The organism is Rhodococcus sp. AW25M09 (genome assembly GCF_000333955.1).
Lineage (GTDB): Bacteria > Actinomycetota > Actinomycetes > Mycobacteriales > Mycobacteriaceae > Rhodococcoides.
Genome location: NZ_CAPS01000128.1, coordinates 1 through 11417 on the forward strand (window position 1 = coordinate 1; position 11417 = coordinate 11417).

General features: G+C 64.4%; 11 protein-coding genes and 1 pseudogene. 8 read left to right on the forward strand and 4 right to left on the reverse strand.

The annotated features are described in order from the left end of the window. The 8 genes and pseudogenes from RHODMAR_RS24195 to RHODMAR_RS24230 all read left to right on the forward strand — a co-directional run. On the forward strand, positions 1 to 1807 hold a 1807-nt coding region (locus RHODMAR_RS24195), incomplete at its 5' end, for an MMPL family transporter (protein ID WP_008720021.1). A gap of 28 nt (positions 1808 to 1835) precedes the next feature. After that, positions 1836 to 2087 (forward strand): YgaP-like transmembrane domain, encoded by a 252-nt coding sequence (locus RHODMAR_RS24200; RefSeq protein ID WP_008720024.1) that lies wholly within the window; start codon positions 1836 to 1838, stop codon positions 2085 to 2087. A gap of 42 nt (positions 2088 to 2129) precedes the next feature. Then, positions 2130 to 2549, forward strand: coding sequence for a DUF302 domain-containing protein (locus RHODMAR_RS24205; RefSeq protein WP_008720026.1), 420 nt, complete (start codon positions 2130 to 2132; stop codon positions 2547 to 2549). Continuing rightward, on the forward strand, positions 2549 to 3322 hold the full coding sequence (locus RHODMAR_RS24210) for a sulfite exporter TauE/SafE family protein (RefSeq protein WP_008720028.1): 774 nt from the start codon (positions 2549 to 2551) through the stop codon (positions 3320 to 3322). The genes RHODMAR_RS24205 and RHODMAR_RS24210 overlap by 1 nt, the downstream gene beginning before the upstream one ends. Positions 3323 to 3401: 79 nt before the next feature. Continuing rightward, positions 3402 to 3670: pseudogene (locus RHODMAR_RS24215) on the forward strand (metal-sensitive transcriptional regulator). 57 nt (positions 3671 to 3727) lie between these two features. Next, positions 3728 to 5089 (forward strand): MBL fold metallo-hydrolase, encoded by a 1362-nt coding sequence (locus tag RHODMAR_RS24220; protein WP_008720030.1) that lies wholly within the window; start codon positions 3728 to 3730, stop codon positions 5087 to 5089. A 73-nt stretch (positions 5090 to 5162) separates the two neighbouring features. Further along, entirely contained in the window at positions 5163 to 5585 is a 423-nt protein-coding gene (locus RHODMAR_RS24225; protein ID WP_027494146.1) for a DUF6153 family protein, read from the forward strand. 85 nt (positions 5586 to 5670) lie between these two features. Next, positions 5671 to 6315 carry a DUF305 domain-containing protein gene (locus tag RHODMAR_RS24230; protein WP_008720034.1) on the forward strand — a complete coding sequence of 215 codons (645 nt, stop codon included), beginning with the start codon at positions 5671 to 5673 and terminating at the stop codon, positions 6313 to 6315. Between the two features lie 106 nt (positions 6316 to 6421). Here RHODMAR_RS24230 and RHODMAR_RS24235 read toward each other — a convergent pair whose 3' ends face one another. The 4 genes from RHODMAR_RS24235 to RHODMAR_RS24250 all read right to left on the reverse strand — a co-directional run. Then, positions 6422 to 8590 (reverse strand): heavy metal translocating P-type ATPase, encoded by a 2169-nt coding sequence (locus RHODMAR_RS24235; protein WP_008720036.1) that lies wholly within the window; start codon positions 8588 to 8590, stop codon positions 6422 to 6424. A gap of 33 nt (positions 8591 to 8623) precedes the next feature. Next, positions 8624 to 8854, reverse strand: coding sequence for a heavy-metal-associated domain-containing protein (locus RHODMAR_RS24240; protein WP_042940234.1), 231 nt, complete (start codon positions 8852 to 8854; stop codon positions 8624 to 8626). Between the two features lie 678 nt (positions 8855 to 9532). Beyond that, the gene (locus RHODMAR_RS24245; RefSeq protein WP_008720039.1) at positions 9533 to 10774 is read right to left on the reverse strand and encodes an Nramp family divalent metal transporter; all 1242 of its coding nucleotides are present in this window, start codon (positions 10772 to 10774) and stop codon (positions 9533 to 9535) included. A gap of 99 nt (positions 10775 to 10873) precedes the next feature. Continuing rightward, on the reverse strand, positions 10874 to 11417 hold a 544-nt coding region (locus RHODMAR_RS24250), incomplete at its 5' end, for a cytochrome c biogenesis CcdA family protein (protein ID WP_042940233.1).

Below are 11417 nucleotides of genomic sequence, written 5' to 3' on the forward strand. Positions count from 1 at the left end.
ATTCGACGGTGACACTCGCTTCGGTGAGGTCATCGCCCCCCAGCCGGGCATGACGATCAGTCCCGACGGTCACACCGGCATCTTGATCGCCGGCGCAAACGCGAGTACCGACGACATGGTCAAGGCCGTCGACGAGGTGAAGGGCGAGCTGACCGAACTCTCCGGCGACGGCATCGAGGTCTACCCGACCGGATCCTCCGCACTGTGGTCGGACTTCAACAAGGCCAACCACGACGCCATGATTCAGGCCGAATTGTTCTCCTGGCCGGTCACTTTGGCGATCATGGTGCTCGCGTTCGGCTCCCTCGTCGCCGCGGGATTGCCGCTGCTACTCACCGTTGCCGGCCTGGTCGCATCCGCAGGCGGACTCGTTCTGCTCAACGGCGTCACGCCGATCTCGGTGTGGGCGATGAACTTCGCGATGATGTTCGCCCTCGCCCTCGGAATCGACTACGCCCTGTTCATCGTCGCCAGGTTCCGCGACGCACTGCGCAACGCCGATCCACGTGCCGCGGTCGCCGAAACCATGGACACCGCAGGCAAAGCCGTGGTCCTGTCCGGTCTGACGGTCTTGGTGAGCCTCTCGGCCGTCCTGCTCGTTCCCGCACCGGCGGTGCGCACCATGGCCGTCGGCATCATGCTCGCCGTGACCTTCGTGCTGATCGCCACCATGACCCTGCTCCCCGCAACCCTGGGGGCACTCGGTTCCAAGGTCAACGCCGCCTCCCTGCCCTACGCCAAGCGCCAGCAGCACCGCTCCCCGAAATTCGCAGCCTGGGGCGAACTACTCCACAAGCACCCCTGGCCGTTCGCACTGGTCTCCGTCGGCATCCTCATCGCCCTCGCCCTTCCGGTCCTCGGACTGAAAGTCGCGATGCCCTCGATCTCCGTCGTCCCAGAAGACGCACCGGTCCGCCAGGGCTACGAGCTCGTCCAAGCCCAGTTCGGCGACGGCGCACCCGGCGCACTGCAGATCGTCGTCCCCTCTTCCGACGCCGCCGCGACCGCCACCGCAGCCAGCAGCGTCGACGGGATCTCGATGGTGACTCCGCCCCAGCCTGCCGCGGACGGCTCGAACTACTCACTGCTACAAGCGCTTCCCGCCGTGGACCCCTCCGACGAGAGTATGGGCACCATCCTCGGTGACCTGCGCGCGCAGCTCCCGGAGTCGGCATTGGTCGGCGGGGCACCGGCGGAGAACCTCGATCTGCAGCAAGCCCTCAACGACTACCTGCCGCTGGTGATCGGGATCATCCTCGCGCTCGGTTTCATCCTGCTGCTCGTTGCACTGCAGGCACCGCTGATCGCGATCCTCGGCACCGCCGTCAGTCTGCTCTCGACCGCAGCCGCATTCGGAGTAGCGAAGCTGATCTTCCAAGACGGACACGGTGCATCACTGCTCGGCTTCACCCCACAGGGGTTCCTCGACGGCTGGGGACCGGTGTTCTTCTTCGCGATGATCTTCGCCATCGCCATGGACTACACCGTGTTCCTGCTCGCCACCGCCAAAGAGCACTACGAGAAGACCGGCGACCCGAAAGCCGCCCAGGTCGACGGCCTCGCCCACTCCGGCCGCGTCATCTTCGCTGCCGCCGCGGTCATGGTCGCCGTGTTCTTCACCTTCGCACTCTCCGATCCGCTCCCACCGAAAGAAATGGGCATCATTCTCGGTGTCGCGGTACTGCTCGACGCCTTCCTGATCAGGCTCATCCTGCTGCCGGTCCTGCTGCGTCTGACCGGTCACGCCGCATGGTGGTCACCGGCCTGGTTGCGCAAGGTGTTGCCCTCGATCAGTTTCTCGCACTGACACTCTCACCGCACCGAACGGAGCAATCATGACCGATCCGAACACCACCCGCTCGTCCGCGTTCGCGGGATGGCCGATCGAACGTATCGTCCCCGCCCTCGCGGCCGGTGTCACCGCCACCGGCCTGGCCCTCGGCGAACTCCACGCACCGCAGTGGCGACTGCTCAGCGCGTTCGCTGCCGCCAACCTCGCCCTCTACGCAGCGGTTGGCTGGTGCCCGGCCAGCGCACTGCTCACCAAAGCGGGCGTGCCGAGTATTCGCCGGCCCCGAATCGGGTAGGCCCACACCACCACAGTTCGACCACCGAAAGGAATTTCCCTCATGAACATCGCACTCTCGACCACTCTGACCGACACCGACTTCGACACCGCAGTCGACTCCGTCAAATCAGCCCTGTCCGACCAAGGCTTCGGTGTTCTCACCGAAATCGACATGCAGGCCACGTTGAAGGCCAAACTCGGCGAAGACATGGAGCAGTATCTGATCCTCGGTGCCTGCAATCCCACCCTCGCGCACCGCGCCGTCGGAGTCATGCGCCAGATCGGCTTGCTGCTGCCGTGCAATGTCGTCGTCCGCGCCGACACCGCCACATCCGGATCGGTGATCGTCGAAGCGATGAACCCCGACATCATGGTCCAAGCGACCGGAGAACCCGCCCTCTCCGATGTCGCGGCCGAGGCCACCACCAAGCTCCAGGCCGCCATCGACGCACTCGGTGGCCAGGACACAGCCCACAGCTGATGACCCTGGCACTGGCACTGGTCCTCGGCGTCGCCGTCGGCATCCTGCTCGGTCTCCTCGGAGGCGGCGGGTCGATCCTCGCCGTCCCGGTTCTCGTCTACGCCCTCGGAATGGACCTGTCGGAGGCGATACCGACATCGTTGCTGGTGATCGGTGTCGCCTCGGCGACCGGGGCCATCCCCAAGGTGCGGGCGAAGCTCGTCGAATGGCGACTGGCGGCGATCTTCGCGGCCACCGGCATTGTCGGCACCGTGGTCGGCAGCGTCCTGGGCAGGCATCTGCCCGAGGCCGCAGTGATGATCGGCTTCGCGATCGTCATGATCATCGCCGGGGCGCGGATGCTGCGCAGCACCGACGATGTCGGAACCGCTTGCAAGACAGGAAGTTCCGGGATCGATTGGCGGCGATGCGCACCACGGTCCATACCGACCGGGTTCGGGGTCGGTGTCCTCACCGGACTGTTCGGCGTCGGCGGAGGATTTCTGATCATCCCCGCTCTGGTGCTGTTGCTGGGAATCGAGATGAGTGTCGCTGTCGGAACGTCGCTGGTGGTCATCGTCGCCAACTCCGCCGCCGGACTGATCGCTCAGGCCGACGGGCTCGGCGGGAACTGGCCACTGACAGCCGCGTTCGCCGGTGCGGCGATCGCAGGCTCGCTGGTCGCCGGAAAACTGAGCACACGCATCGACACCGACAAGCTGCGCACGTGGTTCGCCTACCTGGTGTTCGCCGTCGCGGGCTATGTACTTGTCGACACCCTCGTTCTTTCATGACCGACTGCACACACCGAACCGATGCCCCCGGGGGTAATCTGGAAGGACTACCACCATCACACACCCTCAGGAGACCGCAATGATCGGCGACGAAGACAGCATCGCATTGGTACTCAACCGTCTGCGCCGCGCACACGGCCAACTCGCCGGTGTGATCGGCATGATCGAGAACGGACGCGACTGCGAGACGTCGTCACTCAACTCGCCGCCGTCTCCCGCGCCCTCGACAAAGCCGGATTCAAGATCGTGGCCACCGGCCTTCGTGAATGCATGACCGGCGACACCGCAGACAACAAAGAGCCCATGACCGAAGCAGAACTGGAAAAGCTCTTCCTCGCACTGGCCTGAACGAGGACGTTTCACGTCAGAAACGAGGCCGACCCGATTACACCGTAGGAGTACCCCGTGAGCACCACCGATCCAGACATCGCCATCATCGAAACGTCGAGCCTCGGCGACCGCAGCTACCTGATCAGCCACGACGGCATCGCCGTCGTGATCGATCCCCAACGTGACATCGACCGCGTCCTGGCACTGGCCACGGAGAAGAACGCCGCGATCACCCACGTACTCGAAACCCACATCCACAACGACTACGTCACCGGCGGACTCGAACTCGCACGCGCCACCGGAGCCGAATACGTTGTGCCCGAGGGTGACCCGGTCGAATTCGAGCGACGGGCAGTGGGGGACGGCGATGTCGTCGACGCGGGATCGGCGACGTTTCAGGTCATGCACACCCCGGGCCATACACATCATCACGTCAGCTACGTACTGCAACTCGGAGACGAACCGATCGCGATCTTCACCGGCGGCTCGATGCTCTACGGATCCACCGGCCGCACCGACCTACTCGGCTCCGAACACACCGACGAGCTCACCCATGCCCAGTTCCACTCGGTCCGTCGAATCGCCGCCGAACTCCCCGCCGACGTCGAGGTCTACCCCACCCACGGATTCGGTAGCTTCTGCTCCGCGACCCCCACCAGCGGCGACTCGTCGACCATCGGTGAACAGCAACAGTCCAATCCCGCGCTGACCCAGGACGAACAAACCTACGTCGACGAGTTGATCGCAGGACTGTCGGCCTACCCCGCGTACTACGCCCACATGGGCGTCATCAACACCGAAGGCCCCGCACCGATCGACCTGTCCACCCCAGAACCCGTCGACCCCGACGAACTACGCCGCCGCATCGACGACGGACAATGGGTCGTCGACCTCCGCGCACGCACCGCCTTCGCTGCCGGACATCTCGACGGTTCCCTCGGCTTCGAGCTGTCGACGACATTCGTCACCTACCTCGGCTGGCTCTACCAGTGGGGTGCGCCGCTGACCTTGATCGGCGACACATCCGATCAAATCGACGAGGCCACAAGGGAGTTGGCACGTATCGGCATCGACCACCCCTCCGGCTCCGCTGTCGGAGAGATTCATTCGCTCGCCAGCGACGGGCGCGTACGGTCCTACGAAGTGTCCGACTTCGCCGGACTCGCCGCAGAGGACTCGGACATTGCAGTGCTCGACACCCGTCAACAGTCCGAATACGCGGACGGCCACATCCCCGGTGCGATCAACATTCCCCTCCACGAACTGCCGCACCGACTCGCAGAAGTTCCCGACGGCAAAGTGTGGGTGCACTGCGCCTCCGGCTATCGCGCCTCGATCGCGGCCTCACTACTCGACCGGGAACATCGCAGCGTGGTGCTCATCGACGACGACTACAACCGCGCAACAGATCTCGGACTCGACACCTCGAAGACATGACGAAATGCTTCGACGACCGAACGCGACGAGACAGGCGTACCCCCAGGGGGTATATGTTGGTATCATCGGCCGCATGCACTCAGTGAATCGGCACGGTCGACGGGGCACAGCTCCGACGGCAGCTCTACTGATTGCACTGACGGTGTTCGGTGTCCTGTTGATGCATTCGGTGACACCGATGTCGATGCCCGTGACCGGCTCGATGTCCACATCGATGAGCGGCGGCCATGCCTCGTTCGCAGCACCGTCCCACACGGACGCCACGGTTCCGGTGATGACCGGGGAACATGACTGCCCGTCGGGGCACCAGATGATGCATCCCTGCGTCGGCACGACGGTGTCGTGGCCCGCGCTGACGGTCCCGGCGATGAGCGCAGCCCTCGACCTGGCGCCGACATCGGTGAACCGGATCATTGGACGGGCCGACTCCACGCTTGAGCGTGCGCCGCCGTGGACGTTATGGGAGTTGGACAGATCGGTGACCTTGCGAGTGTGACAGGGAGCCCGTCAGACGCGTGTCTGTCGGCGGATCGAACGACATCCAATTCTCTGCACTACTCACTCTTGCAAGGAGTTTCCTCATGCGTACCAAAGTCATTGCCTCGATCGCTGCTGCCGCCGCGAGCGCGTTCCTCGTCGTCGGCTGTAGCGACAACGCGGCCGATTCGTCGATGGACGGCCATGCGATGGGATCGATGTCCTCGGCACCGATGTCCTCGGCCCAAGCAAGCGCGTCCGCAGAGTTCAACGATGCCGACGTGATGTTCGCGCAGATGATGTACCCGCATCACGCCCAAGCAGTCGAGATGGCCGACATGGCGAACGGCCGCACCGACAACCCGGAGGTGCTGTCGCTGGCATCGGCGATCGCCGCCGCGCAACAGCCCGAGATGGACCAGATGACCACCTGGCTCACCGAGTGGGGCCAGCCCATGCCCGACATGGACAGGGGTGACATGGGTGACATGGGTGACATGGGCGGGATGGACCACAGCTCCGGCAGCGGCATGATGACCGCTCAGGACATGGACGCGTTGATGGCAGCGTCGGGACCGGAATTCGACCGCCAGTGGTTGACGATGATGATCGCCCACCACACCGGCGCCATCGAGATGGCCAACACCGAAATCGCAGACGGTTCCAATCCTGACGCCCTGGAGATGGCCCGCACCATCGTCGCCACCCAGCAGCAGGAAATCGACACCATGCAGCGGCTGCTCGGCTGACCCGGCCCGCTATAGACAACGATGGCCGCATCCTCTCCGGCGGAGAAGGTGCGGCCATCAACGTTCCACAATTGTCAGGGCTGCGTTCCCGGTACGAGATCAGCTCTCACAGTGACGGTGTGCGCTGCGACGGAGGGTTGGAACTCCCCTCGTTCACCGCTCCGGTGATGGTGTCGGGTGTGAGGTCGAGTCGACGCAGTAATTGTGCGTTCGCAGCGACGATGATCGTCGACAGCGACATCAGGATCGCGCCGATCGACATCGGCAGCACGAACCCGACCGGCGCGAGCACTCCTGCCGCGAGCGGAACCGAGATGAGGTTGTATCCCGCTGCCCACCAGAGGTTTTGCTTCATCTTTCGGTACGAGGCCCGCGAGAGTTCGATCACCGACAACACCGACCTCGGGTCGTCGCTGGCGAGGATCACCCCGGCCGACGCGATAGCGACGTCGGTACCCGCCCCGATCGCGATGCCGACGTCCGCTTGCGCGAGAGCGGGCGCGTCGTTGACTCCGTCGCCGACCATCGCCACGGTGCGTCCTTCGCTCTGGAGTGCAGCGACGGTGTGGGACTTGTCTTCCGGTTTCACCCCGGCGAAGTAGCGGTCCACACCGAGCTCGGTCGCGACGGACTTCGCGACAGCATCGGCATCACCGGTGATCATCACGACCGTGATTCCGCGGGCGTGGAGCGCATCGACTGCGGTGCGTGATTCGAGGCGGATCTCGTCTGCCAGCGCGAGTGCACCGATCACCACACCGCCGGCGAGGACGTGCAGGATGATCGCCCCGTCCCCGCGCCACCGATCGGCGACGGCGAGTTCGGATCCGCGTTCCTGCTCGAGCAGTGCCGGCCCGCCGACCTGGACCCGGGTGCCGTCGACGTCGGCTGCGACCCCGACGGCGGGGGACGACTGGAAGTCTGCTACAGCCGGGACGGTCAGGTTCCGCGCGCGTGCGGCCGCAACGATAGCCCGTGCGAGTGGGTGCTCTGAGTCGGCTTCTGCGGCAGCAGCCAAAGCGAGGACATTGTCGGCGGTGCGCCCGTTCGTCACCTCGATTGCGGTGACGGTGGGTTCACCCTTGGTGAGGGTCCCGGTCTTGTCGAAGAGCACGGTGTCCACCGTGCGCATGGTTTCGAGTGCGAGCCGGTCCTTGACCAGAACCCCGCCGCGGGCGGCACGTTCGGTGGCGATGGAGACCACCAGCGGGATCGCGAGTCCGAGTGCGTGCGGGCAGGCGATGACCAACACGGTGATGGTGCGGATGACCGCGTCGTCGGGCATCCCGAATAGCGTCCATACCAACGCGGTGATGATCGCAGATCCGAGAGCGAACCAGAACAGCCAGCCGGCGGCGGTGTCGGCGATGCGCTGGGCCCGCGAGGTCGAGTTCTGGGCGTCGGCGACCAGGCGGCCGATGCCGGCGAGGGCGGTGTCCTCCCCTACTGCGGTGACCTTGATGCGGAGACCGGAGTCGGTGGCGACAGTGCCGGCGACGACCTGGTCGCCATCGCTGCGGCGGATCGTGCGTGATTCGCCGGTGATCATCGATTCGTCCATGCTCGCCGATCCGGAGACGATGGTGCCGTCCGCGGGTACGCGGCCACCGGGGCGGACGACGACGACATCACCGAGCTGCAGCTCGGAGGGGGGCACCGGCACCACATCGTCGCCCTCGACTCGTTCGGCGGTATCGGGCAGCAATGCGGCCAATGAATCCAGGGCGGAGGTGGTCTGGGCGACGGATCGCATTTCGATCCAGTGCCCGAGCAGCATGATCACGATCAGCAGGGCCAGTTCCCACCAGAAGTCGAGCTGATGATCGAGTACGCCGAGGCTCGCTCCCATCGACGCGACGAATGCGACGGTAATCGCGAGGGCGATGAGCAGCATCATTCCTGGTGCATGTGAACGGATTTCGCTGACTGCGCCGGTGAGGAACGGGGAACCGCCCCAGACATACATCACGGTGCCCAGTACCGGGGAGACCCACGCGATCCACGCTGCGTCGGGCAGCGAGTATCCGAGGAGCATCGCGAACATGTTCGAGGCAACGATCACCGGGACGGCGAGGACCAGCATGATCGCGAACAGGCGACGGAACATGCCGACGTGATCGCCGTGACCGGCATGGCCACCGTGCCCGGTATGGCCTTCGTGTTCAGTCTGCTCGCCGTGTCCGGTGTGGGCTGCGCTGTGTCCAGACGGGTCGTGGCCCGACTGTGTGCCCGCTGTCTCGGCCACGCCGACATCGGCATGTGTGTGGTTGTTCATCGTGCGAATCCTTCTCTCCGCCGAGTTCAGCGGCTACGCGGTGCGTGAATCTGCGGGTTGCGGTTCGGCTGTGTATCCGGCATCGCGAACGGCGGCGACGACCTGGGCGTGGTCGGGCTCATCGGCGCTCGTCACCGTCAGCGTCCCCGCCGACGCCGATGCTTCGACCGTGTCGACCCCGACCACAGCACTGACTTCTTCCCGGACCGACGCCTCGCAGTGTCCGCAGGTCATGCCGGTGACTCGGTAATTCGTGGTGATCATGAGGTACTCCTTCATCTTGAGTGATACCCCCAGGGGGTATCCAGCGACGATTCGGACCATACCCCCTCCCCGTATTGTTTGGAAGGGGGACAGCATTCAACGATCTGACGGCGAGGGCTATCGCGGATCTCGACGGGTTGCGACTGAGACGTTCCGATGCTCGCGGACGTATTGGAGTCAGTGGACCGGCCTACCGGCGGCGCTTGATCGACCCCCATCGGCTGGCTCACTGCGAGCTTGGTCGATTGTTTGCAGGGCGGTGAGGACGATTGCACCGCCTGCTCGGCGATTTCGGCGGGTAGTGGTGGTCCGCCGATGGTTCTATCCGCATGACGGCGAGTATGACAATTGGGCACTGACAGAGCTATTCTGTTGCAACAGTTTCGGGTCGCCCCGTACTTCGTCCTGGCTTCAGAGATAGAGCAGGTGTGGTGGTGCGGTGCCGTCGAAGCGCTTGAGGACGCCGTTGGGCTCAGAGCGTGTGACTTAGATCCACAGAATCCTGCAAAAATTGAGGCAGGAGTGCTCGACTCTCGCTGCCGCAGTGGCACTGTGGCCCGTTTGTGTGGAAGAAAGGTACGCGGCCTCTCCCCCGCTGACTGCTAAAGGGCGGCAAGGTGTCGGTAGAGGGTGACTCTGCCGATACCGAGGACTGATGCGATCCCGGTTTTGGTGCAGTCAGACCACGGTCAGATAGATCAGTGCAATGTTGAGTGCGACGACGATTCCCGCGATGAGCCATGCCGCGTATGCCGTGATCCGGTGATTGACATCGCCGCCCATCAGGATGCGGTCCGATGTGAACCGCACCAAGGGAATCAACGCGAACGGGATACCGAACGACAGCACGACCTGCGAGACGACCAGTGCCCGACTGGGGTCGACTCCTGCTGCCAGAATTACCAGTGCGGGAACAAGGGTCACCAGTCGTCGCACCAGAATCGGAATGCGCTTACGTAGTAGCCCATCCATGATCATCGCGCCGGCGTACGCCCCGACCGATGTCGATGCAAGACCCGAGGCCAGCAGGCCCACCGCGAACAGCAGCGCCACGACCGGCCCCAGAGTGTCCCCTACCGCTGCGTGGGCTCCTTCGATGGAATCGACGCCCTCGCGGCCCCCCAACGTCGATGCCGCCAACAGCAGCATCGACATGTTCACCGCACCGGCCAGCAGCATCGCCAACCCGACATCGATCCGGGTGATCCGCAACAACCGCTGACGGACAGGCCCTGCCTCGGGGTGTCCGTGCCGGTCACGTGCAAGGCCGGAGTGCAGGTACACCGCGTGCGGCATGATCGTCGCACCGAGCATCGCGGCGGCGATCAACACGCTTTCCGCGCCGTCGAACCGCGGAATCAAACCGGCCGCGGCCTCGGTGAACGATGGCGGTTCCACGACGACACTGGCAAGAAATCCGACGGCGATGACACCGAGTAGCCCGAGAATCACGAACTCGAAGGGCCGTTGGCCCCGCCGATCCTGGACCATCAGCAAGATCATCGATACGGCCCCGGTGATGAGGCCGCCGATCAGGAGCGGCAGGTCGAAGAGCAAGTAGAGGGCAATTGCACCGCCGACGATTTCGGCGAGGTCGGTCGCCATGGCGACCACCTCCGCTTGCCCCCAATATGCCAGTCGCACAGTCCTGCTCGACTTCTCGCGGACTACTTCGGGCAGTGTCATTCCGGTGACGATGCCGAGTTTGGCGGAGAGGAACTGGACGAGACCGGCCATCACGTTCGCGGCAACGATCACCCAGACCAGCAGGTATCCGAACTGCGCGCCGGCACTGACGTTGGAGGCGACGTTGCCGGGGTCGACGTAGGCGATCGCTGCGACGAAAGCCGGGCCGAGCAGAACCAGGCCCGACCGAAACCTCGAGGGCGGCCGAGACGATCGGCGCTGCAGCACAGACATGACCACACCCTCCGGCACCAACAATATGTCAGGACCCTGAAAATATAGTTCGGCTACCCGAACAATGCAATGCGGCGTGGTGGTTCGGCGACATCTCGATCAGATGGGCAGGACCACTGCACTGACGAATTCGTTGCGGATCCAGGCGATGAACAACCCCCACACTCCGGTCAGCAGTGCCACGCCGACGGCGATCATGATGACACCGCCCGCGACTTTGATCTTCTGTGAGTTCCTTCGAAGCCATCCCACCCCGCGCATCGCCGAACTCGAACCGAACGCGAGGACGACGAACGGTAGGCCGAGTCCCATGCAGTACGCGACGATGAGAGTGACCCCGCGGGCTGCGGTTGCACCTTCGGTTCCTGCCGCGACAGACAGAACACCGGCGAGGGTGGGGCCCAGACACGGTGTCCAGCCGAGCGCGAACACACCGCCGAGCAGCGGCGCTCCGGCGAGGGACGAGATCTGCTGAGGTGCGAATCGGGTGTCGCGTTGCAGTGCGGGTATCAATCCGATGAACGCTGCACCCATGATGATCGTGATGACGCCGCCGACTCGTTGGAGTACTTGCTCGTTGATGCGCAAGGTGCCGATGACTCCGAAGATCGAGGCTGTGGCGAGGACGAAGACGATGGTGAAT

Bases quoted from the DNA above. Each gene is read 5' to 3' on its own strand.
- RHODMAR_RS24210 (WP_008720028.1), top strand. From the start codon at position 2,549: ATGACCCTGGCACTGGCACTGGTCCTCGGCGTCGCCGTCGGCATCCTG.
- RHODMAR_RS24240 (WP_042940234.1), bottom strand. From the start codon at position 8,854: ATGATCACCACGAATTACCGAGTCACCGGCATGACCTGCGGACACTGC.
- RHODMAR_RS24230 (WP_008720034.1), top strand. From the start codon at position 5,671: ATGCGTACCAAAGTCATTGCCTCGATCGCTGCTGCCGCCGCGAGCGCG.
- RHODMAR_RS24200 (WP_008720024.1), top strand. From the start codon at position 1,836: ATGACCGATCCGAACACCACCCGCTCGTCCGCGTTCGCGGGATGGCCG.
- RHODMAR_RS24245 (WP_008720039.1), bottom strand. From the start codon at position 10,774: ATGTCTGTGCTGCAGCGCCGATCGTCTCGGCCGCCCTCGAGGTTTCGG.
- RHODMAR_RS24235 (WP_008720036.1), bottom strand. From the start codon at position 8,590: ATGAACAACCACACACATGCCGATGTCGGCGTGGCCGAGACAGCGGGC.
- RHODMAR_RS24205 (WP_008720026.1), top strand. From the start codon at position 2,130: ATGAACATCGCACTCTCGACCACTCTGACCGACACCGACTTCGACACC.
- RHODMAR_RS24225 (WP_027494146.1), top strand. From the start codon at position 5,163: ATGCACTCAGTGAATCGGCACGGTCGACGGGGCACAGCTCCGACGGCA.